Source organism: Paraburkholderia sp. C35 (assembly GCF_003121405.1).
Taxonomy (GTDB): Bacteria; Pseudomonadota; Gammaproteobacteria; order Burkholderiales; family Burkholderiaceae; genus Paraburkholderia.
Genome location: NZ_QBUY01000092.1, coordinates 1 through 25159, shown reverse-complemented (window position 1 = coordinate 25159; position 25159 = coordinate 1). Strand labels below are relative to the sequence as shown.

Genomic DNA, 25159 nt, shown 5'->3' with positions numbered 1-25159 from the left:
AGCACGTATGCGCAGCGACACAAATAAAATCAGCGCGCAGCCGGAGCCGTTTGTGTTGCCGCGCTACGACGAGATCGCACTGGTGCTGCAAGGCGGCGGCGCGCTCGGTTCCTATCAGGCGGGTGTGGTCGAAGGGCTCGCCGAAATGAAGGTCGAGCCGCACTGGATCGCGGGCGTGTCGATCGGCGCGCTCAATACCGCGATCATCGCAGGTAATGCGCCGGAAAAACGCGTGGAAGCGTTGCGCGGATTCTGGAACGCGATCTGCCATCCACTCGACTGGGTGGGCCGAGTAGGCGCATGGGCGCTGCCGGGTCTCGGCTTGCACGACATGTCGCGCAAGTGGGCCAGTATGTGGGCAGCGGGCCGCGCGCTGACGGAAGGCCAGCCTGGCTTCTTCGCGCCGCGCTTTCCGTTGCCCGTGGCGGGTCTTGGCAAGCTGGATCCGAGCCGCGTCAGCTACTACGACACGGCTGCGCTGCGCGCCACGCTGCTGCAATACGCGGACTTCGACCGCATCAACGATGGTCCTATCCGCGTGTCGGTCGGCGCCGTGAATGTCGCCACCGGCAATCTCACGTACTTCGATAACCGCAAGATGCGGCTCGAGCCGGAGCATTTCATGGCGTCGGGTGCGTTGCCGCCTGGCTTCCCGGCTGTCGAGATCGACGGCGAGTACTACTGGGACGGCGGTCTCGTGTCGAATACGCCGCTTACCGAAGTGCTGCGCGATTCGGATCACAAAGATACGCTGGTTTTTCAGGTCGATCTGTGGAGCGCACGCGGCAATGCACCGGGCGATTTCCTCGACATTTCGGAGCGCGCGAAAGACATCCAGTATTCGAGCCGCACGCGCGCGATCACGAACATGCTGGCGGAGCGGCAGAAACATGCTCGCTTCATCAAGGAACTGCTCGAGCACGTGCCTTCATCGGTGCTGAAAGCGGACCCCATGTTCCGACTCGCTGAAGAAGCCGCTGACGGCAGCGCGATCAACGTCGTGCATCTGATCTACAAGAACAAGCCGTACGAAGGCCACTACAAGGATTACGAGTTCAGCATGGATACCATGCTCGAACACTGGCAAAGCGGCCTCGACGATATCCGCGATTCGTTCTCGCACCGCGACTGGTTCGACGTGCCGAGCCGTGAACTGGGTTTCGTCACGCATGACGTGCATCGTCCCGCTGGTTCCGTGCCGGAATCGGACAAGCAGCCGGTCGAAAACGAACTCGGCAAACGGCGTAAAGCGGCGGCCTGAGCGCTGCGAAACGGTTGTTTGCAGTGAAATGCGGCTCTGCGATTTTTATCGCAGAGCCGCATTGTCTTTGAGCCGTGCAAACGTACACCCGGAAGCCGTGCGTGGCCGCTTTCGCGCGCGAGCCGGCGAAGCATCGACCGGGCGGACCGGCTTTCTTCAACATCTCAATCATACAGTACAAAGACTGTATTTTCGATTTACAGCTTATAGACTGTATCTTGTCAATACAGGCCATAGACTGTATTCTTTCCTGCACGGGTCGCGGCAGGTGCGCGACCTGCACGTGCTGCATGTCAGCTCGCCTTCAACCCGTCTGCATCGAGGCCCGCCGTGGACTATTCCGTCAAGACGCTCAGCCAGTTGCGCCCCGTTCTGCGCGGCTTTCGCAAGGCCGCGGGACTCACGCAGGCCATGCTCGCCGAACGGCTTGGCATCACGCAGCAAAGCTACGCGCAATTCGAGGCCGATCCGGCTGCGGCCGGCGTCGAGCGACTTTTCACGGTCTTGCGGCTGTTGAACGCCAGCATCACGCTCAGCCAGAACGAGTCCCTGCCCGCGCAAGCGGCCCCCGTCGCGAAGATGGCGTCGCAACATCGCCAGGCCGCACAAGTCAGCAGTGCAACGAAAACAGCGCCGCGCAGGCGCGCCGTCAAGCCGGTTACCACGCAGGCGGTGCCCGTGCTCAAGGCAGCCCAACGCGCGCCGAAGAAGCGGGAGCAATGGTAAGCATGGGGCGTCGCTCGCACACTCAACGACTCGATCTCTGGATGAACGGCCTCGCCGTCGGCTACTGGGAAAAGTCCGGCGGCGGCGAACGTCTTGTCTATTTCGACGACTGGATCGTCGATCCGCAGGGACGGCCGCTGTCGCTGTCCCTGCCCTTCACGCCCGGTAACCAGCCGTATCGCGGCGCCCTCGTGTCCGCCTTCTTCGACAATCTGCTGCCCGACAGCGAACCCATCCGGCGCAGGATGGCGCAACGCTACAAGACGGGTGGCACCGCTCCGTTCGATCTGCTGGCCGCGCTCGGGCGCGATTGCGTCGGCGCAATCCAGATGCTGCCGCCAGGCGAAACGCCCACTCACCTCTATCGCATCGAGGGCGACGCACTGACGGGCGAGGACATCGGCCGCCTGCTGCGCGACACCACGGCCACCGCGCCGCTTGGCCAGCGCGATCACGCTGGCGACCTGCGCCTCTCCATCGCGGGCGCGCAGGAAAAAACGGCGCTGCTGCACCACAAAGGCCGCTGGGTGCTGCCGTCGGGCAGCACGCCGACCACGCATATCCTGAAGCTGCCGCTGGGTCTCGTCGGTAATATGCAGGCCGATATGCGCACGTCGGTCGAAAACGAATGGCTGTGCGCGAAGATCGTCGCTGCCTTCGGCCTGCCAATTGCCGCGTGCGAGATCGCACAATTCGGCGATCAGAAAGCGCTGGTGGTCGAACGCTTCGACCGACGGCTGTCGAACGACGGAACGTGGATCGTCCGTCTGCCGCAGGAGGACATGTGCCAGGCGACGGGCACGCCGCCCATCGCCAAGTATCAGGTCGACGGCGGGCCCGGCATCGACGCCGTGATGCACATTCTGGCGGGATCGGACGATGCCGCGGGCGACAGCACACGCTTCTTCATGACGCAATTGATCTTCTGGCTGCTCGCCGCCACCGACGGGCACGCCAAGAACTTCAGCATCGTGCACCTGCCTGGCAGCCGCTATCGCGCGACGCCCTTGTACGATGTGCTGTCGGCGCATCCCATCATCGGGCGCGGCGCGAATCGCATTCCCATGCAGAAGGCGAAGCTCGCCATGGCCGTGCGCGGCACCAGCAACCACTATCTGATCAGTCAGATAATCCGGCGACACTGGATCGCGCAAGGTCAGCAAACGGGTCTGCCGCCCGATGCCGTCAACGCCCTGATCGCCTCCGTCACGCAGGCCACGAAACACGTGATCGATACCGTTGCCGCGCAGCTTCCGGCGGATTTCCCGCAAGATCTCGCGGCGGCGATTTTCGACGGCATGGTGAAGCAGAGCAAAAAACTCGCGGCAGCGTAGTCCGCAGGCGGCGCACGGCAACACGCCGCGCGCCATCCCGAAGCCGATCCGTCAACCGATCACCGGTCCGATCTTGTCGAGTGTCAGCGAAGGCAGAAACGTCTTGTCCTGATACACCTTCGCCAGTGCCTGCTCGCTGATTTCCCTTGCGCCTGCCGGCAACGATGCATCGGCGACGGCAAATGCCGCTTCCCAGATCGCAGCGAGATAGCGCGCGCCTGCGCCCATCAGTTTCGCGGTGTCGTCGCCGAACGCGTCCCACAGACCATCGACGACGCGCGCCGAACTGCCGCCGCCCAAACGGATGTACTCGTCGATCAACGTGGACGGCGGCAGGATCGTCGCCGCTTCGGCCATCAGCGAAACCGTCGCGAACGCGGCATCGCGGCCATCGTCGATCTTCGGGATCGCGCCTTCGAACGCCTTCGCCTGCGGGCCGATCTTCGGCAACAGGTCGCTCGAATGGCGATCGACCATCTTGTCTTCGAAGGTCGCGTGCACGCCCTTGCCCGGCCATTTCTTCGACGTCGCGCCGGGCGCGTCCTGAAAGCCGTCCGCGTGATACGAGCCGTGCAAAGGCTGGCACGCATCGCCGACATAGTGCGCCAGCACGCCCGCCGCGCAGAGGAACTTCGTGTCGTTGTGCGCCTTCAGTTGCCGGACCATTTCATCGAAAATCTGCCACACACGAAACGGCAGCAGCCCTTCAGAACGCGCCTCGGTCACGCCTTCGTCCGCGTACCACTTCGACCACAGGGCGACGCTCATGTTGGCGATATTGCCGAGCGTCACCTCGCGCAGCGTCTTGCCGTCGCCGTCGGGCTGATCGATGTCCGCATAATGATTCGGATGCTCGGGGCCGGCATTCTGCGCGTAATCCCGTCCGCCCGGCACGCGGCTGGGCGTCTTCTTCCAGACGAGATCGGGCACGTCGGCCAGCTCGACGAAATCGCCGCGCGCGAGTTTCTCGCGAATCTGCTCAGGCGTGAGTTCGTCGGGACGAAAGCTGATACGTTCGACGTTCGCTTCGAGAAAATCACGCAACGGGCCTTGTTTCACCGAATCGATTGCCGCTGTCGCGATGCTGTAGTGGCCCGTTTGTCCCCAGTACGGATTGGCGCCGACATTGTGTTCACTCACGAGATCCACGTCGAGCAACTGGCAAGCGGTGCTCAAACCTGTCGCGAGCGCATGGTTCAGACGCTGGCCGTTGTCGCTCACGAGTGTCTGGCCGCCCCATTCGACGGCGAGCGGATACAGACGTCGCTCGCTTCCATCCGTTACGTCGGAATGCGGCGCCAGATACCACACTGTGCCGGAATCGCCGGGCTGCGTCTGCGGGCTGCCATTCGCAGGCGCGATGAGGAACTGCGAGACATAGTCGTAGCCCGCCAGCGACTTGTGCCGGTAGAACAGCGCCTTGATCGTGCCGTCGAGCGCACCCGACGCGCTGCCGAATGCCGTCACCGGCTGATCGATCAACTGCAGACTGAGACTCACCTCGTTGATGTCGGCGACATTCCCGATGCTGCCTTCGATACCGAACGGCTGGCTCGACCAGTCATTCGCGTCGTGCACTTCGACGAGCCCGATATCAAGCGTCAGAAAGCTGCGGCTGCCCGCGAACTCGGGAAACACCGACGTGAACGGCGCGCGCGTGAGCTGCCGGTCCGATGCGATGCCGACCTCCTCCGTCGCGCCGCGCAACAGCGCCTTCACGGGCGAGCCAGGCTCGCCGCACACATGGCGGTTGGTGAGCGCGTAGATCGTGTGGCCATCCGTCACAAGACAACCCACGCTTGCACTCCGCTCGACGCCCTGCGCATCGGCAATCAACGGACAGCCGCCGCCGACATACGTCGCAGGCCAGCGTGCATCGGCGGGCGCGCTGACGGCCGGGGTGGCCGGCTCGACGGCGACCACGCAGACGGGCACAGCGCGGCCATCGGGCATGTACAGCGTACGCGGCACCATGTGATCAGGATCGACCTTGCCATGTCCGAACTCGGTGGCATCGACCCAATCGCGCACCAGCACGATCACCGCGGGCCATGAATACGGGCGCACTTCCGAGTTGTCGAAGGTGCGAATGCCGCGCACCTGTACGCGCGCATCGTCGCTCGCCGGGTGCTGATCCGGCCACGGCTCGTCTTTGCGGATCAGATATAGGCGAACCGCCGTGCCGACGACGTTCGCCTTGTTGGTCAGATGCCAGTGATACAGATCGCGTGCTTCGAGCAGATCCTTCAACGACAGGCTCTGAAAATTGTGCTGCGTGGACAGTGGATTCATCGATTCACCTCGACGCTCGCCGGTCGCTTCGATCAGTCGACCGACCGTTGCAGGCACGCCGCCGCGCCATGCTCTGCAGCCCATGCTGCATGCATCACACACGGCAACGCGTGGTCGCGTTCAAGGTTCTCCGATCGATATGACAAGGTTGGGTCACTTTTGGTGAGGGCTGTCATAAAGATGTCACGCCCAATACCCAACATCGGCGGACAATGCTCACGAATGACGACTGAGAGCGTCATCGCATCGCGCGGCATGCCAGATGCTGACTCAAGTACTGACTGCTAGCGCGTGACTATATGGAAGAGACACTGTGAAGCAACGTGCGACTGTTGTGTGCCGGATGGGCACCCGCATTCTGCTGGTCGGCAAGGCAAACTCGCGCTGGTCGCTGCCGGGTGGCAAACCCGACGGCGGCGAAACCTTCGAAGCGGCCGCCGTGCGCGAACTGATGGAAGAGACACGCCTTCAGGCCACCGGCATGCAGTATCTGTTCGAGTTCGCGGGCACGCGGACCTGCCATCATGTGTTCGCCGCGCACATCGACGAACAGCAGACACCCATTCCCAGCAATGAGATCACGCGCTGCACGTGGGCAAAGGTCACCGACATCTCCGATCTCGACACGAGCGTGTCGACACGCGGCATCGTCGATGTGCTCGCGCTGAAGCGCAACTACGATCCACGCGTGCAAAGCCGCTATCAACGCTCCGATGCGTTCGTGCAAAACCTGCGCGAAGCGTTGCAGGATGTGCGTCTGAGGGGATGGACCACGGCGCTGTGGTGAGCGAACCGCACGCTGTTCCTTTCCATCTCGACGCCTTTACGGAATCGCCCGCAAAAAAACAAAACCGCCGGTCTGATACAGACCGGCGGTTTTGTATACGCAGATACTTCTTACGCGGATAGCGTCGACTGACGACGTGACGGGCGCACGCGCCGTGAGCGCGCCACGATCTTGGCGATCGTCACGCGGCCCAGCGCGCGACGCTTGCTGCTCACGACATTCGCGAGCCGTTTCTCGCTCACGCGATGACGCGCCCACACATACGCGGCAATCCAGCCCACCACGGTCCAGCCAAATAGCACGTTGAAGATCGTGAGCGCGAACGCATCTTCACGTTCACGCGCGTCGGCAACAATGGCGGGCAGGAACTACACGACGACTGCTGCCACCAGTACCAAACCTTCGAAAAATGCTCTCATGGATCACCTCCTGCCCTGCTCTGCAGCGCGACGGTGCAAGACCGCCGCGCGCTGCGATCAGTGACCCTTGAAGACGTTGACGTCGTTAGCAGCTTGCGCTGGTTGGCGGCTGCCCGATTGCGACGACGCGCCATTCACGCCACCGACAGCATCGTTTGCAGCCGTAGCCTGGTTGCGTTCGGCAGCGAAGGTTTGTGCGCTGACGCCGCGTTGCGATGCAGGCGCGCCAACCGACGGATGATAGAACGGGGCCGGGCCATAACCCGATGCGAAAGCGGGAGCGGCAACAGCGGCGGAGACGGCGACCAGCAAGGCTGCGATCAGACGGGTTTTCATGACGTAACTCCAGAAATTTTGAATCAGGGAGGCGTCGCAACCGATGGTTCTGGCGCGGCGTCGATTGAGAGTGAGTTTAGACGAGACCTATCGAAAATCTATGCTCATAGAATGAAATCACAGTTCCCAAATTTCAAACAATGGGATGCCCCGCACGATCGTGCGACAGCCTTTGTCCATGCGGGTCACAGGGTTGTTGGATGCGTCGCCCGGTGCGATTCATCGCGCGATGCTAGGATCGGTTTCCGTTGAATGGCTTTAATCACATGCAATCCACTGCATGCGACAACATGCACAACTGACCGTGAGCGCTGCTAATTCCCATATCGATCGACGTGTGTTTTCCGCAGGCCATCTGTCGATCGGGCTGACGTTGCCGTTGTTGCGCGCAGGTCAGATCGTCGCTGACTTCAGCGAGCAGATCGAACTGGCGGCACTGGCAGATTCGCTCGGCTTTCGCGCGCTCTGGGTTCGTGACGTGCCCCTGAACAGTGCCGACTATCCGGACCCCGTTGGGCATCTCGATCCTTGGGTGCTGCTCGGTGCGCTCGCGTCTCACACGAAGCAGATTGCACTCGCGAGCGGCGCGATCGTGCTGACCTTGCGTCATCCGTTGCATATCGCGAAAGGCGCGGGATCGGTGCAGACGCTGTCGAATGGCCGCTTCATACTCGGCCTTGGTTCAGGCGACCGGCCGCCTGAATACGCCGCGTTCGGACGCGATGCCGAAGAACGGCGCGAACTGTATCGCGCGCATTGGGAAACGGTGGCGGCCGCGCTCGGCGAAACGCCGCGCGTGATACCCGATCTTCGGCCGGAAGATGCCCCTGAATTCATGCTGTTGCCGCGACCGCCTATGGCCGTGCCGATGCTTGCGGTCGGCTCGGGTGGACAGAGCGTCGACTGGATCGCGCGGCATTCGATTGGCTGGATGACCTATCACCGCGAACCGGAGACGCAGCGCGCGCGGCACAGCATGTGGCGCGCCGCCGTCGACCGGCTGCAAACGGATGCATTTCGCGCATTCGGTGTCGCAATGCGGCTCGATCTCAGCGATGATCCGCATGAACCGGCTGTACCGCTATCGCTCGGATATCGCGCGGGGCGACATGCACTGATCAACGTGCTGGATGAGATGCGCGCGAACGGTACGCATCATGTCTCGCTGAATCTCGGCTCGGACCGGCCGGTGAGAGACGTGATAGAGGAACTCGCTGCGGAAGTGTTGCCGCATTTTCACGCGTAATGCGACCGCGAGTTTTACGCGACATGAAGTCATTTTCCGGTCTTCTTTGATACCACCGACTTCGCCGCCTTAGCTGTACTTTTACTCTGCTTCACAACCAACCCGCTACCAGATGTAGTTTTCTTCACTGCAGTTTTCTTCACTGCAGTTTTCTTCACTGCAGTTTTCTTCACTGCAGTTTTCTTCACTGCAGTTGCGTGCCCATCGAGATCGAGCACTACCCACGCCGGTGCATGATCGCTTGCATGCGGCTCGCCTCTCACCCAGCTATCGACATCCGCATCGCGCATCATCGCGGCCACCGTTTTGCTCATCAGCATATGGTCGATCCGCAAGCCCGCGTTGCGCTGCCAGTGCTGCCGGAAGTAATCCCAGAAGGTGAAGACCTGCTCATCGGGAAAGCGCGTCCGCAACGCATCCGTCCAACCCTGCTTCAGCAGCCGTGCATAGCATTCGCGGCTTTCCGGTTGCAGCAATGCATCCTTGAGCCACGAGCGCGGATTGTAGATATCGAAATCGGTCGGCACGACGTTGTAGTCGCCCGCCAATACGACGGGATGCCCGGAATCGAGCAGCTTTTTCGCGTAGGTGATGAGCCGCTCGAACCACGCGAGCTTGTAGTCGAACTTCGGGCCCGGCTGCGGATTGCCGTTCGGCAGATACAGACAGCCGACCAGCAGGCCATCCACTGCCGCCTCGATATAGCGGCTATGCGTGTCGCTGGGATCGCCGGGCAAGCCGCGGCGGGTTTCGAGCGGCTCGGCATCTTTCGCCAGGATCGCGACGCCGTTCCACGACGTCTGACCGTGCCAGATCGCGCCATAGCCGGCACGATTGATATCGGCTTCGGGAAACCCGGCGTCGGGTGCCTTCAGCTCCTGAAGACACACGACATCGGGCGCTTCCTGTTCAAGCCATGCAAGCAAGGCCGGCAACCGCGAACGGATGCCGTTGATGTTGAAAGTGGCGAGCTTCATGATGCAGACGGCGCTGCAAGTCGCGTTCCCATGACCATGAAGCAGTCCATCATCCGTGCCGCCCGCCGGAGCCGTTCAGTCCTTCAGATCGTCCGGCACCTTGCCACCGTTCTCCGCGAGCTTCGTCATCACCTGCTTGTGCAGCCAGATGTTCATCGATGCAGAATCGTTCATGTCGCCGCTGTAATCCAGTTCCTCCGCCAGCTGCTTTCGTGCACCGAGACTGCTATCCAGCCCCAACAGCTTCATCAGATCGACAATCGACGTGCGCCAGTTCAGTTTTTCCGGATTCTGCTCGGCGAGCGCCGTCAGGACGGCCTCGACATCGACAGGTTCCGCCGGTGCGGCTGCGGGTGCGGCGTCGGTTGCTGCGGGCGCCGCTGCGGCATCCGTAGCGGGCGCTGCATCGGGCGCAGCGGCAGCCGTAGCCTGCACTGCAGGATGGCTCGACGGAAAAATCTTGCTGAGGATCGTGCTGAAAATGCTCATGGCTTTCCTCCAGACAGTCGGTTGAACGCGTCGGCCCTGCAAGCCGGGCCATGCCGGGCTTGCGCGGGAGCGAACCCTTATCCTCGCTGTAAAAAATGACAGGACGATGCCGCCCATTCTTACTTGAGGACGTAAAATCCGGCCGCCAATCTTGCGCAGGATTCAGACTCTGAACCGGCAATGACTCACAACAAGGCAAAATACGGGTTTTGACGCGGAAATATCGAGCGCGTCCGCCCGTGTTGCGGCGGCCGCGGCCGTCCGCCCCGAATTTCGCGCCGCCGTGCGACACCCGCGCGGCGCGGCCGTACACAAAGAATCAGGAGCGATCTTTCATGACCGAACCGAACGTTTCGTTGCTGGGCAGGCTGTCGCTTGCTTTCGGCACATTTTTCAGCATTCTGGGCGATCGCGATTTCGCCGCCAGCGTGCTGCGCGTGCGCAGCGGCGCGGCGCCTGCGCCCGCTCCGGCACCAGCAGCCGCGCCCGCACCTGCCCCGGCACCTGCACCCGCGCCCGTGGTGATCAAGGAAGCCACGCCCGAAGCCGCGCTGCAGCTGCTCGGCCTGCTCCAGCGCGATGCACGCTTCATCGATTTCGTCGAGGAAGACATCGCGAAGTTTTCGGATGCCGATATTGGCGCGGCTGCGCGCCTCGTGCATGAAGGCTGCCGCGCGACGCTGCGCGAGCACTTCACGATCCGCCCGGTACGCGACGAAGCCGAAGGCAGCCGCGTGACGATCAACGAAGGTTTCGACGCCACGGCCATCCGCCTGACGGGCAATGTGGTCGGCAAGGCGCCGTTCTCGGGCAGCATCAGCCATCGAGGCTGGCGCGTCGCCGACGTGCGCCTGCCGAAGCTCACGCAAAGCCACGACGCCAGCGTCCTCGCGCCCGCGGAGGTGGAACTGTGAGCGATCCGCGCTATTCGATCGGCATCGATCTGGGCACCACGCACTGCGCGCTGTCATACGTCGATCTCGCCGCCAGCGACGGCGAGAAGACCGACCAGCAGGTCATGCCCGTCACGCAACTGACGGCACCCGGCGCAATCGAAGACCTCGAACTGCTGCCGTCGTTTCTCTATCTGCCGCACGAAAGCGAGCTGACGGCGGGCGATCTGGCGCTGCCGTGGACGGGCGATCGCACCTTCGCAGTCGGCGAAATGGCGCGCAGCCGTGGCGCGGGCACGCCGATCCGCCTCGTCTCGAGCGCAAAGAGCTGGCTGTGCCATCCGGGCGTGGACCGCCGCGCGGCCATTCTGCCGAGCGACGCACCGCCCGAAGTGTCGCGCGTGTCGCCGCTCGAAAGCTCGGTGCGCTATCTGACGCATCTGCGCGAAGCGTGGAACCATGCGCATCCCGACGCGCCGTTCGATCAGCAGGAAATCACGGTGACGATTCCCGCATCGTTCGACCCGGCTGCGCGCGAACTGACGGCGGAAGCCGCCAATGCCGCCGGTTACGGCCCGATGACGCTGCTCGAAGAACCGCAGGCGGCCCTCTATAGCTGGATCCAGAAGAGCACGGGCGGCTGGCGCAAGCAGGTCAAGGTGGGCGACATCATTCTCGTCGTCGATGTCGGCGGCGGCACGACCGACCTGTCGCTGATCGCCGTGATCGAGCGCGAAGGCAATCTCGAACTGCATCGCGTCGCCGTCGGCGAACACATCCTGCTCGGCGGCGACAACATGGACCTCGCGCTCGCGCACGTGGTCGCGCGCAAGCTGGCCGCGCAAGGCACGCAGGCCGATCCGTGGCAGTTGCGCGCCCTCACCTACGCATGCCGCAGCGCGAAGGAAACGCTGCTATCCGATCCGTCGACGGATACCGTGCCCCTCGTCGTGCCGAGCCGCGGCTCGAAGCTGATCGGCGGATCGATCCGCACCGAACTGACGCGTGGCGAACTCACGCAGATCATCCTCGAAGGCTTCTTCCCGCAAGTCGATGCGTCCGCGCGGCCGATGGTGCGCACGCGCGCCGGTCTCACGCAGCTCGGCCTGCCGTATGCGCAGGATGCAGGCATCACGCGCCATCTCGCCGCGTTCCTCGGCCGCCAGGTGGCGGCGCTGGCGGAACTGCAAGGCACGCAGACAGCCGGGCAATTCCCGCACGACGAGAACGCCACGTTCCTGCATCCGACGGCCGTGCTGTTCAACGGCGGCGTGTTCAAGTCGCCGCTGCTGGGCGAGCGGATCATGTCGACGCTCAACGGCTGGCTCTCAGCCGACGGCGCCGCACCCGCACGCCTGCTCGAAGGCGCGGATCTCGATCTTGCCGTCGCCCGTGGTGCTGCCTACTACGGCTATGTGAAGCGTGGCCGCGGCGTGCGCATTCGCGGCGGCACGGCACGCGCCTACTACGTCGCCATCGAATCGGCGATGCCCGCCGTGCCTGGCATGGAGCCGCCCATTTCCGCGCTGTGCGTCGCGCCGTTCGGCATGGAAGAAGGCACCGACGCGCCGCTGCCGGAACAGGAATTCGGCCTCGTCGTGGGCGAGCCGGTGCACTTCCGTTTCTTCGGTTCGTCGGTGCGGCGTCTCGATCAGGTCGGCACGATGCTCGACTACTGGTCGCCCGATGAACTGCAGGAGCTCGAAGAAATCCAGGCGACGCTGCCCACGGAAGGCCGCACCGTCGGCGAAGTCGTGCCCGTCAAGCTGCACGCGCGCGTGACGGAAGCCGGCACACTCGAACTCGAAGCGATCCCGCGCGGCACGAACGAGCGCTGGAAGGTCGAGTTCGACGTGCGCGGCGGCACGCAAGGCTGACCACCAGGGCTTCGATGAAGGACAAGCACAGGCAGAAGCAGGCAGCCGCGCGCTACACGGTCGGCATCGACCTCGGCACGAGCAATACCGTCGTCGCCTATGTCGGGAGCGGTTCCGACGATATCCGCGTGTTCGATGTCGATCAACTGGTCGCGCCCGGCGAAGTCGCCGCGCGGCCGCTGCTGCCGTCCGTCCGCTATCACCCGGCTGCGGGCGAACTGAATCCCGGCGATCTGCAACTGCCGTGGTCTTCCGTCGATCTCAAAGCGGATTCCACGCCAGGGTCTCAAACGGCCGGCGCACAGCCGCCCGTCATCGGGCAGCTGGCGCGCGCGCTCGGCGCGCAGGTGCCGGGGCGGCTGGTCGCGAGTGCGAAACGCTGGCTGTCGCATGCGTCCGTGGACCGGCTTGCGCCGATCCTGCCATGGGGCGCGCCCGACGACGTCGCCAAGGTCTCGCCCGTCACCGCGAGCGCGAGCTACCTCGCGCACGTGCGTGCCGCGTGGAACGCGCGCTTCCCCGACGCGCCGCTCGAACAGCAGAACGTGGTGCTCACGGTGCCCGCCTCCTTCGACGAAGGCGCGCGCGCGTTGACGCTCGAAGCCGCGCGCCTCGCGAAGCTGCCGGCGCTGCGCTTGCTCGAAGAACCGCAGGCCGCGTTCTACGACTGGCTGTTTCACCATCGCGATACGCTCCGGTCCGAGTTAAAGGACACCAAACTCGTGCTGATCTGCGACGTCGGCGGCGGCACGACCGACCTCACGCTGATCAAGGTCCAGCTCGACGGACACGGCGAGCCGCAACTCACGCGCATCGGCGTCGGCAATCATCTGATGCTCGGCGGCGACAACATGGACCTCGCGCTCGCGCGCCTCGTCGAGACGCGTCTGGCGCAGGACGGCCAGCCGCGGCTGTCGGCGGCGAGCCTGTCGCAACTGGTCGAACGCTGCCGCGTCGCGAAGGAGCAGTTGCTGGCCGTGAACGCGCCCGAATCAGTGGCGATCACGCTGCTCGGCGCGGGTTCGCGGCTGATCGGCGGCGCGCGCACCACGCATCTGACGCGCGACGAACTCGCCAGCGTGGTGGTCGATGGGTTTTTCCCGCAGGTCGCCGCTGATGACCTGCCGCGCCGTTCGCGCGCGGCCATCGTCGAGTTTGGCCTGCCCTATGCAAGCGATGCCGCCGTCACGCGTCACGTCGCGGCCTTCCTCAAGCGGCTCGCGGTGCCGTCGCGCGAAGCGCTCGGCGCAGCAAGCGCGGGCGAAGACGCGTCGCTGCCCGTGCCCGACACGCTGCTGCTCAACGGCGGCGTGTTCCGCGCGCAGGCGCTCACGCAACGGCTCGCCGATACGCTGGGCACATGGCGCGGGCAGCCGCTGCATGTGCTGCAAAACGATCATCCCGATGTCGCCGTCGCACGCGGCGCGGTTGCATATGGACTGGCGCGCGCGGGCAACGCGCCGCGTATCGGCGGCGGTTCGGCGCGCAGCTATTTCCTCGTGCTCGAAGACGGCCAGGGCATCTGCCTGTTGCCGCGCGGCACGGAAGAAGCACACGAAGTGCATCTCGACGGACGTGTGTTCGCGCTGCGGCTCGGCCAGCCAGTGCGTTTTCATCTGATGTCGACTGTCGCCGATACGCGCTTCGAACCCGGCGAGCTCACCGACCTGTCGCAAGGCGATTTCGTCCGCCTGCCGCCCATCGCGACCGTCGTGCAGCGCCGGCACGCGTCCGACGCCGACGAGCGGCCTGTCAGGCTCACCACGTCGATCACCGAAGTCGGCACGCTCGAAGTGAACTGCATCGCCACCGACGACGCTTCGCAACGCTGGCTGCTGCAATTCGAACTGCGCCGCGACGAAGCGGCGTCCGCACCGGACGCCAGCGAAGGCACACGGCATCCGTCGCTCGATCACGCGATCGAACTGATCGAGCGTTCGTTTGGCGCGCGTTCGTCGAATGTCGGCCCCAACGAGGTCAAGCGGCTGCGCGCACAACTTGAACAGACACTCGGTCCGCGCGAAAGCTGGGACGTCGCGCTGCTGCGCGAACTGTTCGGCGCGTTGTGGGAGCGCGCCAAACGCCGGCGCCGCTCGGCCGATCACGAACGGCTGTGGCTCAATCTGGTGGGTTATTGCCTGCGGCCAGGGTTCGGCTATCCGCTCGACGAATGGCGCGTCGAACAGTTGTGGACGATTTTCGACGACGGCATCCAGTACATCCACGAAAGCCAGGTGTGGTCGGAATGGTGGACGCTGTGGCGCCGCGCGGCGGGCGGCCTGAATGAAGATGCACAACTGCAATTGCTCGATGCAATGGAGTTCCTGCAAGCCGCAAGCATTAAAAAGCAGAAACTGCCCTTTGATCCCTCCAAGGTCGGCTACGCGGACATGATCCGTGTGCAGGCTTCATTGGAGCGCATTGCCGTCGAGCGCAAGATCGCGCTCGCGCAGGCCTTGTTCGAACGCCTGCACAAGCCCGGCGAGAATCATCAGACGTGGTGGGCCATCGGGCGCATCGGCGCGCGCTTGCCTTTCTACGGCAGCGCGCATGGCGTCGTGCCGCCCGAAGTGGCGCTGCCGTGGCTCGACGCCGTGCTCGCGCTCGACTGGAAAAAGGTGGAGCCGGCCGCGTTCGCCGCCGTGCAGCTGTCGCGCATGACCGGCGACCGATCGCGCGACCTGCCCGATGCCGCCCGCGAAAACGTGATCCGGCGGCTGGAGACGCTCGGCGCGGCGCCCGCGTGGATCCGCATGGTCCGCGAGACCGTCGCGCTCGATGAAGCCGACACCGGCCGCGTATTCGGCGAAGCGCTGCCGGCGGGTCTGAAGCTCATCGGCAGCGCCTAGCCAGCTACGCGTCAGAGCGTTTGCGCGTGGACGTGCGCTGCGGCGCGTGCCTTGTCGCGGCGGCGATTCGATTCGCCTGCCGCTTCTTCGCGGGATGCAGCGCCGGATGTCGCCACCAGCACCGAGCGGCGCGTGCAGCGTCCGACCACGTCGCTCATCCGTTCTTCCCAGAAGCGCCATTTCGAACCATGCCCCGCGCCGCCCACGATCATGTCTGCATCGAGCTCGTCGGCGAGTCGGGCGATGCGGCGGCCGACGCTGTTGCTGCCCAGCTGCACCGTGAGCGCTTGCGCCTGAATGTCCCATGCATCCGTGGCGAGGGTCTCGTTGCAGCGGCGCTCGACCTCGCGTTCCAGTTCCTGAACCAGCTGGTACGAATCGATGCAGCCGTATTCGACACCCGTCATCGCCCACCATGGCATCGTGTCGACCACGTATACCGCCGTCAGCCGGGCGCCCGTATGGCGGGCCTTTTCGATGGCTGTCTTCAGTACGCTGCCGTCACAGTTTGCGCCAACCGCTACCAGAATGTGCTTGCTCATTTTGTGTGCCTCCGTCGTCATGTGCTTCGTCATGTGATGCATGATGCGACGCGAGAGTTAGCGATAAATGAGCGTGCGGAGACGGCGCGCGTGAAGCGCGATCGAGCAGGACAATGACAGGAAAGGAAGCGGGAAGACGGATGACGCATCGCGCGCCATCCGTCGGGCAGGATCAGATGATCAGACGGGAAATCTTGGAGCCTTCCAGCGATACCCCCGCCATCAGCCCGCCGTTCGTGAGCACGAACGCTTCGACGGGACTGGTGGCCGTCGATGTATCGACATTGCCGTTGGCGCCGACCTTCACCAGCGCGACGGTGGCATCGACGCCCGCCGACCAGCCCTGGCTGCGCGTGAAACTGCTGAGCGCGTCGTCGGTCATGAACAGCATGATGATGGCCTTCGATTGCGCGCCGATCTGCAAGCCAAACGATGCCGCCGCGATGCTGTAATAGCCCGACGTCTGCCCGCCGACGCGCAGCGCACCTTGCCCATACTGCCCGCCGAACCAGAAGCCCGCCGAGATCACCGACGGGAACACGAGAATGCCGCGCGACTTGTCGGCCAGTTCACGCGAACCGCCGATGGTGTTGTAGAGACGCTCGAGCGTGCCGTTGACGGCGGCGTCGATGGTCTGGCGCTTCGCCGCATTGACTGCGTCCGAGTTATCCGACGATGGCCCCGTGGTCGTGCAACCTGCCAGCGCCAGTCCGCTGGTCGCGAGTGTGGCCGTGGTCATGGCGAGGAATCGGCGACGGTCTGTTGTCATTGTTTCTCCCTTGCTGGGTGTCGTTGGGTATCGTTGGATGTCGTTGATATCGTGATCGAAACGGCTCGCAATCATGCCGATCCTATCCGATGACAGCTGTTGCAGCGCGTGAGTTCCGCGCCCGTTCCTTACCGCTTGCCCTTCACGCCCGTGCGATGCGCTCGTGAATCGCGCGGCAATGGCGAACCAGTTCAGGACGCGACAGCACGTACGCCTTCAACGGCGTGTCGATCTCGTAGAAGTAGATGTTCGCGATAAAGCCGTAGATCGCCGCGTCGATGCTGGCGGGCTCAGGGCCGAATACGAAGCCGCTGTCGCCGAGCAGATCGGCCACCACGCGCAGATCGCCGATGCCTCGCGCGTACACCTGGTCCGGTTCATATCGCCCGATGCCCTGATAGCGGTAGCGCTTGTCGTTGTATTCGCGGGCGGCTTCGAGATCGCTTGCGGTGACGTCTGCGTGCTCGCGCAGCACGGCGTCGCGGAATGCCGGCCAGTAGCGGTCGTCGCGCCAGCGCGAATAGCTCATCGGCCAGTAGAGATCGTCGAGTGTGCGGCGCACAAGGAAGTCCAGGTTTTGCTGCCCCGGCGATAGCGCACGGTCGATCTGCAGGTCGTATTGGCTCTTCAGATACGTGATGATCGTGTCGCTGTCGCCGACTGTTTCGTTATCGTCCGACAGATAAGGCAGTTGACCGCGTGGTGCGTGCGACGTGTCGAGAATGTGCTGATGATCGAATTCAAGTCCGCATAGACGCATGAACGCGTAGACCTTCAGGCCGAATGCGTTGTTGTCGGCGACGCCGAACAGATCAGGGTATGAGTAGAGCGTCAGCATCGAATGTGGTCTCCCTCCGGGCGTTGATGTCGTTGAGTTTGCGTCGAAAAGCGAAAGCCCTTTTTTATTCGGTTTTAACACGAATCGCGCTACGCTACGCCTACTGTCAGTCTGGAGAAAGGGCATGACGAAGACCCGGGCGATTCTGCGCGCCATATTCGGCATCCACCATCATCACAACGACGTCGCACGCCACAGCACGACCACCCGCAGCGTGATGATGCGCGTCACACTCGACGCGCAACACGTCACACCACTGCGCCGCGCGCTGACGCGCGATTGCGCGGGCCAGCCGTGGACCATTCGCATCGCGACACTGCCGCACACGGAACGCGTGCAGCTCTCGTTATATCTGCCGAAAGACGCGGTCAACGGCGCGATCCAGCAGGTCACGCGCATTGCGCCCGCAGCGCAGTTCGGCCATCTGTTCGAAATCCCCGACACCCCGACCGACGGCTGGCGCGACCTGTTGCGCGCCACCTCATGGGCACAGGCGGCGAGCGCGCTACGCCCGGCAAGAACACACGTCAAACCCGGCGACGACAGCGTCGATACGCTCGATCAACTGCTGAGCGTCAGCAACGTCCTGCTCGACACCGAGCTTGCCGATCGCGCCGCGCTGTTCGCGCAACTCGGCGCGTGTTGCGAAACGCGCTACGGCGTACCTGCGCAACAGGTGATCGATGGATTGAACACGCGTGAAGCGCTCGGCTCGACGGGACTCGGGCAAGGTGTCGCCGTGCCGCATAGCCAGATCGCCGGGTTGCTTACGCCTGTGGTGCTGTACGTGCGCCCGCGTGTGCCACTCGACTTCGACGCGCCCGACGCGAAACCCGTCACCGATGTGATCGCGCTCCTCGTGCCCGAAGGCGCGAACACCATGCATCTGAATCTGCTGGCCGACGTCGCGCAACGCTTTTGCGATCAGCACTTCCGCGAACGACTTCATGCCTGCGCAAGTGCAACCGAAGTATGCCGGCTGTTCAGCAGCACGGGCGAAGCGTCCGAAATTCCTGCCTTGATGCCCTATCCCGCTGCGCGAACCGGCGCGCCGGGCGCACGGCTCAGAGCCTGAGCGCGACGCACCGCGCTCATTCCCAGCGCATGTCGTCGCGCTCCTGCAGCGCGGCGACGCGCAAGGTCGCCTGCGTACGCCGGAACACGCGCGGCGGCACGCTCGGCGAATCCTCGGCGAGCCGGTCGAGTACCTCGCGCACTTCGCTCACATAGTGACCATCGCGCGCGCCGGGATCGCGTGCATAGATCGCTTCCAGCCGGCGACGCACCGCGCCATAGCGTGCACCCGCCGCGCGGTGTTCCTCGGCGCGCTCCGCGTAGCGCAGAAAGGTCTGCAACGCCGCCGACACGGCCGCTGCGATACTCACCAGCCCGACCACGAGCCGCACCCACGGCGAATCCGACGACGCCACCAGCGACAGGAACACCGTCGTGCCGACCACCGCCGAAACAACCGTCACGCCGATGCCGAACAGGCGGTTGCGCGCGGCCAGCAGATCCGCCATGTCGTAATGACTCTTCTGCGATTCGCGCGCCCGGCGAATCCACTTCAACAGCAACTCGTCCTCATTGACGGGCGGCCGGTACTCGGCGTGCCCGCCCGAATCAGGAACGGGATGCGCGCCGACGCGGGCGCCCGGTTCTGCATGCGTATCGACCGTCGTCATGCCTGTGCCTTGTTTCGTCGCAGAGCGGTCAGCATAGCATCGCGGTTTGACCGCGCCGCCAGCATGCCACCCGAAAGTTGGTACGATGACGGCAGACGCAGGAGCATCGATGGCAAAGCGTGAAGTGGAATCCTGGTATCGGCCGCCCGTGGACGACGTATGCCCGTTGTGCGGCCGCGCGATTCCCGCCGCCCAGCGCGATGAGCATCATCTCGTGCCGAAGACGGAAGGCGGCCGCGATACGGTTGCGCTGCACCGCATCTGCCATCGGCAACTGCATGCGCTCTTCACGGAGCGCGAACTGGCAACACGCTATGCATCCGTCGATCGCCTGCTCGAAAATGAACAGGTCCGCGCTTTCGTGAACTGGGTACGCACGAAGCCCGACGGATTTCATGAGCGCACGCGCAGCAGCCGGCGCAAGCGCTGAACGCGCAGCGCGTCCGTCGTGTATCTCGGGCGCCTGTTGATGACGACATCGGAACCAAGTTATGCCTGTGTACGACTACGAGTGCGCCGGATGCGGCAGGTTTGAAACGGTCAGGCGCATCGCCGAGCGCGACGAACCGGCGGATTGTCCGCACTGCGGCGCGTCGGCGGAACGCGTGCGAGTGGGCGCGCCGGCCCTGCTTGGCGGCGCTTCGGGCGGCTCGTCCGACAGCGACAGCGACAGCGAAGGCGGCTACGGCATGCGGCATCGCGGCTGTTCGTGCTGCCCTTGAGCGCTCGCGGGTTGTGCGCGTCGTCGCCTGACGCAAAGTCTGCCCCGCTTCCATTCCGCCGGGAACCCATACCATGCCGCTTCGCCTGCCTCCGCTGAACGCGCTGCGTTTCTTCGAAGCGGCGGCGCGGCACGGCAGCTTCAAGCTCGCCGCCGCCGAGCTGAACGTCACGCCCAGCGCCGTCAGCCACGGCATCGTCACGCTCGAGGAAACGCTCGGCGTCGCGCTGTTCGTGCGCGAACCGCGCAAGCTGTCGCTCACGCCCGCGGGCGAGCAGTACTTCCCCTATATCGCCGAGGCTTTCTCGCTGATCGCGCTCGGCACCCAGCGGCTGCCCGACGACCGCACGCATCGAACCATCAGCGTCAGTTGCGCGCCGACGCTCGCCGCGCGCTGGCTCGTGCCGCGCCTGTTCGCGTTTCGCGCGCAGTGGCCGGGCATCGACGTATCCGTCGATACGTCACGCCGTCAGGTAGGCTTTCCATCCGATGGCTTCGATTTCGGCATCCGCCTGAGCCGCGGGCCGGTGCCGGGCAGCGATTGGAGCCGTCTGTTCGGCGAGCGGCTTGTGCCTGTGTGCAGCCCGGCCTATCGCGCGAGCCTGCTCGACGCACATGGCAACGCCGATCTGCGGCGCGCCACGCTGATTCACGTCGACACGGCCAGCGAAGACTGGCAGGCATGGCTGGATGGCGCGGGCGTGCCGGACATCGACGCCGCGGGCGGCCTGCGATTCGACACGATCCAGCTTGCGCTCGAAGCGGCCGCGACGGGCATGGGCGTCGCGATCGGCAGGCGGCCACTGGTGAACCGCGAACTCGATGCAGGCGTGCTCGTCGAAGCTGGCGCGCCGGCAGTCGAGGCAAAGACGGCTTACTGGCTCGTCAGCGCTGAGGGCACGGACGAGCGCCCTGATCTGCAGGCGGTCAGGCGCTGGCTGCTGCAGGAAGCACAAGCGTTCGGTGAAGTGGCGTCATCTGGCGACCTCGCGCATCTCGCCGCTGCCGTCCGCTAGCCAGACGCGCGCTGGCCGAGGCTCACTTTCCCGTCGACCCACACGAGTGAAATTTCTTCACCTGTCGCCGAAAACTTTTCGTTTGTCGCGCCGCTTCGCCACTGCGAGGATGCACGTGGAGGAAACGAAACATGTCGACAGCCAAACCCGCACTCACCGCACGCCCGCGCAATCCGACGCTCTACGTGATCATCGCCGCCGCGCTGATCCTCAGCGCCGCGATGGGCATCCGGCAAACCTTCGGCCTGTTCATCGGCCCGTTTTCGTATGATCGCGGCCTGCCCGTCACGCTGATCGCCTTCGCCATCGCGCTGCACAATCTGGTGTGGGGTTTCGCGCAGCCTTTCGCCGGCGCGGCAGCCGACCGCTACGGCGCCGCCCCCGTGGTCGCATTCGGCGCCGCCACCTTCGCGGCGGGGCTGGCGCTGGCGGCAAGCACGCCGTCCGTCGTCGCGCTGATCGTCGGGCTGGGACTACTGGTCGGCATCGGCGTGAGCTGCACCACCTTCGGCGTCGTGCTGACGGCCGTCGGGCGCGTCGCCACGCCCGCGCAGCGCAGCATGGCGATGGGTATCGCGAGCGCGGGCGGCTCGCTCGGACAGGTGCTGATGGTGCCGTTCGCGCAACTGATACGCGAAACGTCCGGTGTCTCGACCTCGCTCTATGCGCTCGCTTTCCTGATGCTCGCCGCCGCGCCGTTCGGCATTCTGCTCGATCGCCGCAAAGGCGCGACTGCGCCTCAAGCGGTCACGCCGTCCACGGCGCCCGCCGCTTCGTCGCTGCGCGAGACGCTCTCCTATGCTGTGCGCCATCGCGGCTACCGTCTGTTGACGCTCGGCTTCTTCACGTGCGGTTTCCAGCTTGCGTTCATCGCAACCCATCTGCCCGGCTATCTGACCTTATGCCATCTGCCGATGGGACTCGGCGCCACGGCGCTCGCACTGATCGGCCTGTTCAACATGGCAGGCAGTTGGGCATGCGGCTGGCTCGGCGGGCGGTTCCGTCAGCAGCATGTGCTCGGCTGGCTGTATCTGGTGCGCGGCGCGACGATCGCCGCTTTCATCCTGCTGCCGAAGACCACGCTCTCCGTCGTGCTGTTCGCCGCCGTGATGGGCCTGACGTGGCTCGGCACGGTGCCGCTCACCAGTGGCCTGATCGCCAAGGTGTTCGGCATACGCCATCTCGGCACGCTGTTCGGCGTGGTGTTTCTGAGCCATCAACTGGGTTCGTTCCTCGGCGCATGGCTCGGCGGCTACGTGTTCGACGTGACGGGGTCGTACACGCCGCTCTGGGCAGCCACCGCGCTGGCAAGCCTGTTCGCCGCACTGCTGCATTTCCCGATCGACGATACCGTTCACGCGAGCATCGAACCGGCGCACGCGTAGTCCTCGTTATCGTTCTTCACAAGCGCTTTCCAGAGGCCAGTGTTCAGTATTGGCCATTGACGCGGACGGCCCAGGCCGTCCGCTTTTTTACACTCGCCGCCTGAGCAAACCCATGTCGCGCTATGCGACCTCCGCCGTGGCGGCAGCCGCCGCGAAACGCTTGCGCGTCGCAAGGCAGCGCCGCACGAACATCGCGGCCTGCCGCAGCGCCTGGTTCGCTTCAGGCAGGAACGGCGCGAAGCACGGCAGCGCGTGCGGCATGCCGTGCCACAGCGCGACCTGCACCGTGACACCCGCGCGATCGAGCCGCGCCGCGAGAGCACGCGCGTCTTCGTACATCACTTCGCTGTCGCTGATCTGCAGATGGATCGGCGGCAGATCGCGCAGTTCGCCACGCGCGGGCGACACATACGGATCCCACGTGCTCGCATCGCCAACGTACCTCCGCGCTGCCTGCTGGATAGCGAGGCGCGTGACCGGGCCGGTGCCGCGCGCGGCGCGCCATGTCGTCGTCAGGTCGGCCCATGGAGAAAACAGCACGGCACCGGCGGGCAAGGCTTCACCGGCGTCCCGCAGCGCGAGCAGCAAGGCGAGCGCAAGCCCGCCGCCCGCCGAATCGCCGGCGACGACGATCGAATCCGCCGCGATGCCGCGCGCGATCAGCGTCCGGTATGCATGCAGCGCATCGTCGAGCGCGGCGGGAAACGGATGCTCGGGCGCGAGGCGGTAATCGGGCGCGAAGACGGGCGCGCCGCTGTGCGCGGCAAGCGCCGGCGTCACCGCGCGATGCGTCTCCGGCGCGCCGAAGTAATAGCCGCCGCCGTGCAGATAAAGGATGACATTCGCGACAGGTCCGGGCCGGGTGGCAGGAAAGGTCCACAGGCCCGCAAGATCGGCATCGCGCATCCTGCGCGAGCGTGGATTCAGCAGCGCCGCGAGCCAGGCGCCCGGCAAGGACAAGCGGCGCGCGCGGGTGCGCACGGCTGCGACGTCCTGCAGCGCTACGCGACGCGTTGCCGCGCGCCGGCCCACCAGCAGCGGCATGGCCAGCAGCACGGCACGCGCCTGCCAGCTTGCCGACATGCGATCCGTGCGGCCTTCGATAGCCGGATGGTTCGACATGACGTGCTCTTAGTGCTGGGGCGAGCTGAAACCTTCGCTCCAGCCGGCACAACGCGGATACTGCACGCTCTGGCCGCTCAGATCGCTCACATCGATCTGGCCCGGTGCAACCCGTACGCGGTAGGCGCGCGCGCCATAGACAGGTGAACGCAGGTCAGTACGCACGGTGCTGCCTTGCGGCGTGCAATCCATATGCACGGCGATCCGCGTGCGGGTGCAGGGATCGTACATATCGAATGCCGTTTGCAGATTGTTGCGCGCGACAACTACCTTGACTTGCGGAATGCCTTTCATCGCTTTCTCCTCGCTGCTCGAACAGCGTGATTGCTGTGCGGTTGAGAAGATTGTGGCGATGCAGAGTGAGGGAAGAATGAGCGCGCGAGGGCGTCAGGTTTTGGGTGCTTCGCCCAGCATGACGGTCCAGCCGAGGCCGCGCACATTGCGGATCACCGATTGCCCGAACTTCTTGCGCACCGAGTGAATGAGCACGTCGACGGCATTGCTCTCGACTTCCTTGCCCCAGCCATAGAGTTTGTCTTCGAGCTGGTCGCGCGACAGGATCGTGCCGGGCCGTTCGAGAAACGCGAGCATCAGCGCGAACTCTCGCGCCGACAAGACCGACGACACGCCGTTGCAGCACAGCGTGCGCTTGTCGAGATCGAGGTTCAGCGCGTCGTCGCCGAGACGCGACGATGCATAGCCGGCCTTGCGGCGCAGCACGGCACGCATGCGCGCCATCAGTTCGGGGACGTCGAAGGGCTTGAGCACGTAGTCGTCGGCGCCGACATCCAGACCCTGCACGCGCGCGTCCAGATCGTCGCGGGCGGTCAGGATCAGAACGGGCACCGTATTGCCTGCCGCGCGGGCCGATCTCAGCAGCTCGATGCCGCTCATGCCCGGCAGGCCGAGATCGAGCAGCACAACGGTGTATTCGGCGGCAGCGATCGCCGCACTGCCCGCGTTGCCATCGCGGACCCAGTCGACGCTGTAATCCGCGTCTTGCAACGCGCGCATCAGACTTTGGCCAATCTGCAGATCGTCTTCAACCAGTAGCACTCGCATGATGTCGTGTCCACAGCAACGAAGTGATGTCGTCCGGCCGCTGCACCTGGTCCGCCGCGATGGTCGGCGGTGTGCGATGCACTGGGCCGTGGCCGCCGGCGACGTGTGTTCATTGGCGCCAGCCAGTTTGCATGATAACCGAGGTGATGTGGGATCCGTCTCGCGAGACGTCTTTTCGAAAAGCAAAAAAAGCCGACCACTTCTTCCGTGGTCGGCTAAGGATTCTGGCGTGCACCGATCGCCGTGCCAGAACCAGAGGGGCCTGCTCCAACAGATCCCAGAACAGTTACCATCATAGGCACGGACAATTAGCGAAGAATGAGCGCTCTTCAGGGCGCAGAAGGAAAGCCGATCGACGCGACTATCCCCGATACACCGTCAGTGCGGTTCCGCAAGCTCGCCTCGCCGCCGTATCGATTGACAATCGCCTGCACGATCGACAACCCGAGGCCACTGCCCTCGATCTGCACATTGGCCCGGAAAAAGCGGTCGAACACGCGCGGCAGCATCGCTTCTGTCACTTATAAAAATCT

The 25159-nt window shown here is 64.5% G+C and carries 25 protein-coding genes and 1 pseudogene; 13 read left to right on the top strand and 13 right to left on the bottom strand.

Annotation, left to right across the window (positions count from 1 at the left end; all coding sequences use genetic code 11):
• Positions 1-7 precede the first annotated feature (7 nt).
• The 3 genes from DK391_RS34215 (at position 8) to DK391_RS34205 (ending at position 3321) form a co-directional block, all read left to right on the top strand.
• Positions 8-1261 carry a patatin-like phospholipase family protein gene (locus DK391_RS34215; protein ID WP_109482428.1) on the top strand — a complete coding sequence of 418 codons (1254 nt, stop codon included), beginning with the start codon at positions 8-10 and terminating at the stop codon, positions 1259-1261.
• A 330-nt stretch (positions 1262-1591) separates the two neighbouring features.
• Entirely contained in the window at positions 1592-1987 is a 396-nt protein-coding gene (locus DK391_RS34210; RefSeq protein WP_109482427.1) for a helix-turn-helix transcriptional regulator, read from the top strand.
• A gap of 2 nt (positions 1988-1989) precedes the next feature.
• Positions 1990-3321: a type II toxin-antitoxin system HipA family toxin gene (locus tag DK391_RS34205; RefSeq protein ID WP_109482426.1), complete on the top strand. Its 1332-nt coding sequence runs from the start codon at positions 1990-1992 to the stop codon at positions 3319-3321.
• Between the two features lie 51 nt (positions 3322-3372).
• On the opposite strand, the gene DK391_RS34200 is transcribed toward DK391_RS34205, so the two are convergent.
• A complete protein-coding gene (locus tag DK391_RS34200; RefSeq protein ID WP_109482444.1) occupies positions 3373-5613 on the bottom strand; it encodes a S1/P1 Nuclease in 2241 nt (746 codons plus the stop codon).
• A gap of 313 nt (positions 5614-5926) precedes the next feature.
• Here DK391_RS34200 and DK391_RS34195 point away from each other — a divergent pair, with 313 nt between their 5' ends.
• Complete coding sequence (locus DK391_RS34195; protein WP_275426842.1) at positions 5927-6400, top strand: NUDIX domain-containing protein; 474 nt, start codon at positions 5927-5929, stop codon at positions 6398-6400.
• A gap of 110 nt (positions 6401-6510) precedes the next feature.
• On the opposite strand, the gene DK391_RS45465 is transcribed toward DK391_RS34195, so the two are convergent.
• A complete protein-coding gene (locus DK391_RS45465; RefSeq protein ID WP_275426843.1) occupies positions 6511-6756 on the bottom strand; it encodes a superinfection immunity protein in 246 nt (81 codons plus the stop codon).
• A 120-nt stretch (positions 6757-6876) separates the two neighbouring features.
• The gene (locus DK391_RS34185; RefSeq protein WP_109482425.1) at positions 6877-7155 is read right to left on the bottom strand and encodes a hypothetical protein; all 279 of its coding nucleotides are present in this window, start codon (positions 7153-7155) and stop codon (positions 6877-6879) included.
• A gap of 280 nt (positions 7156-7435) precedes the next feature.
• Here DK391_RS34185 and DK391_RS34180 point away from each other — a divergent pair, with 280 nt between their 5' ends.
• The gene (locus tag DK391_RS34180) at positions 7436-8401 is read left to right on the top strand and encodes an LLM class oxidoreductase (RefSeq protein WP_204117492.1); all 966 of its coding nucleotides are present in this window, start codon (positions 7436-7438) and stop codon (positions 8399-8401) included.
• A gap of 29 nt (positions 8402-8430) precedes the next feature.
• On the opposite strand, the gene DK391_RS34175 is transcribed toward DK391_RS34180, so the two are convergent.
• Both DK391_RS34175 and DK391_RS34170 read right to left on the bottom strand, forming a co-directional pair.
• Complete coding sequence (locus DK391_RS34175) at positions 8431-9378, bottom strand: exodeoxyribonuclease III (protein ID WP_109482424.1); 948 nt, start codon at positions 9376-9378, stop codon at positions 8431-8433.
• 75 nt (positions 9379-9453) lie between these two features.
• On the bottom strand, positions 9454-9867 hold the full coding sequence (locus DK391_RS34170; protein WP_109482423.1) for a DUF3597 domain-containing protein: 414 nt from the start codon (positions 9865-9867) through the stop codon (positions 9454-9456).
• A 335-nt stretch (positions 9868-10202) separates the two neighbouring features.
• Between DK391_RS34170 and DK391_RS34165 the strand changes: the two genes are divergently transcribed.
• From DK391_RS34165 to DK391_RS34155, 3 genes are read left to right on the top strand one after another with little or no spacing between them, the layout of a single operon-like run.
• The gene (locus tag DK391_RS34165; RefSeq protein WP_109482422.1) at positions 10203-10781 is read left to right on the top strand and encodes a DUF2760 domain-containing protein; all 579 of its coding nucleotides are present in this window, start codon (positions 10203-10205) and stop codon (positions 10779-10781) included.
• Positions 10778-12637, top strand: coding sequence for an Hsp70 family protein (locus tag DK391_RS34160; RefSeq protein ID WP_109482421.1), 1860 nt, complete (start codon positions 10778-10780; stop codon positions 12635-12637). The genes DK391_RS34165 and DK391_RS34160 overlap by 4 nt, the downstream gene beginning before the upstream one ends.
• A gap of 14 nt (positions 12638-12651) precedes the next feature.
• Positions 12652-15486 (top strand): Hsp70 family protein, encoded by a 2835-nt coding sequence (locus tag DK391_RS34155; protein WP_109482420.1) that lies wholly within the window; start codon positions 12652-12654, stop codon positions 15484-15486.
• A gap of 11 nt (positions 15487-15497) precedes the next feature.
• Here DK391_RS34155 and DK391_RS34150 read toward each other — a convergent pair whose 3' ends face one another.
• The 3 genes from DK391_RS34150 to DK391_RS34140 form a co-directional block, all read right to left on the bottom strand.
• Positions 15498-16028: a universal stress protein gene (locus tag DK391_RS34150; RefSeq protein WP_109482441.1), complete on the bottom strand. Its 531-nt coding sequence runs from the start codon at positions 16026-16028 to the stop codon at positions 15498-15500.
• A gap of 172 nt (positions 16029-16200) precedes the next feature.
• Complete coding sequence (locus tag DK391_RS34145) at positions 16201-16797, bottom strand: YSC84-related protein (protein ID WP_109482419.1); 597 nt, start codon at positions 16795-16797, stop codon at positions 16201-16203.
• A gap of 142 nt (positions 16798-16939) precedes the next feature.
• Positions 16940-17635, bottom strand: coding sequence for a glutathione S-transferase C-terminal domain-containing protein (locus DK391_RS34140; RefSeq protein ID WP_109482418.1), 696 nt, complete (start codon positions 17633-17635; stop codon positions 16940-16942).
• A gap of 124 nt (positions 17636-17759) precedes the next feature.
• Between DK391_RS34140 and DK391_RS34135 the strand changes: the two genes are divergently transcribed.
• A complete protein-coding gene (locus DK391_RS34135) occupies positions 17760-18710 on the top strand; it encodes a PTS sugar transporter subunit IIA (RefSeq protein WP_109482417.1) in 951 nt (316 codons plus the stop codon).
• A 16-nt stretch (positions 18711-18726) separates the two neighbouring features.
• Here the strand turns inward: DK391_RS34135 and DK391_RS34130 are convergent, their stop codons facing one another.
• Positions 18727-19320, bottom strand: coding sequence for an SLATT domain-containing protein (locus DK391_RS34130; RefSeq protein WP_109482416.1), 594 nt, complete (start codon positions 19318-19320; stop codon positions 18727-18729).
• Between the two features lie 109 nt (positions 19321-19429).
• Here DK391_RS34130 and DK391_RS34125 point away from each other — a divergent pair, with 109 nt between their 5' ends.
• From DK391_RS34125 to DK391_RS34110, 4 genes are all read left to right on the top strand, one after another.
• Entirely contained in the window at positions 19430-19750 is a 321-nt protein-coding gene (locus DK391_RS34125) for an HNH endonuclease (RefSeq protein ID WP_109482415.1), read from the top strand.
• Between the two features lie 61 nt (positions 19751-19811).
• Complete coding sequence (locus tag DK391_RS34120) at positions 19812-20042, top strand: zinc ribbon domain-containing protein (RefSeq protein ID WP_109482414.1); 231 nt, start codon at positions 19812-19814, stop codon at positions 20040-20042.
• Positions 20043-20115: 73 nt separating this feature from the next.
• Positions 20116-21057 carry a transcriptional regulator GcvA gene (gene gcvA / locus DK391_RS34115; RefSeq protein WP_109482413.1) on the top strand — a complete coding sequence of 314 codons (942 nt, stop codon included), beginning with the start codon at positions 20116-20118 and terminating at the stop codon, positions 21055-21057.
• Between the two features lie 131 nt (positions 21058-21188).
• The gene (locus DK391_RS34110) at positions 21189-22442 is read left to right on the top strand and encodes an MFS transporter (RefSeq protein WP_109482412.1); all 1254 of its coding nucleotides are present in this window, start codon (positions 21189-21191) and stop codon (positions 22440-22442) included.
• Between the two features lie 120 nt (positions 22443-22562).
• On the opposite strand, the gene DK391_RS34105 is transcribed toward DK391_RS34110, so the two are convergent.
• The 4 genes and pseudogenes from DK391_RS34105 to DK391_RS34090 form a co-directional block, all read right to left on the bottom strand.
• Positions 22563-23564: an alpha/beta hydrolase gene (locus DK391_RS34105; protein ID WP_109482411.1), complete on the bottom strand. Its 1002-nt coding sequence runs from the start codon at positions 23562-23564 to the stop codon at positions 22563-22565.
• 9 nt (positions 23565-23573) lie between these two features.
• Positions 23574-23858, bottom strand: a complete 285-nt coding sequence (locus DK391_RS34100; RefSeq protein WP_109482410.1) for a hypothetical protein — start codon at positions 23856-23858, stop codon at positions 23574-23576.
• A gap of 93 nt (positions 23859-23951) precedes the next feature.
• On the bottom strand, positions 23952-24626 hold the full coding sequence (locus tag DK391_RS34095; protein WP_109482409.1) for a response regulator transcription factor: 675 nt from the start codon (positions 24624-24626) through the stop codon (positions 23952-23954).
• Positions 24627-24955: 329 nt separating this feature from the next.
• A pseudogene (locus tag DK391_RS34090) lies at positions 24956-25147 on the bottom strand (ATP-binding protein); the annotation flags it as partial.
• Positions 25148-25159 lie beyond the last annotated feature (12 nt).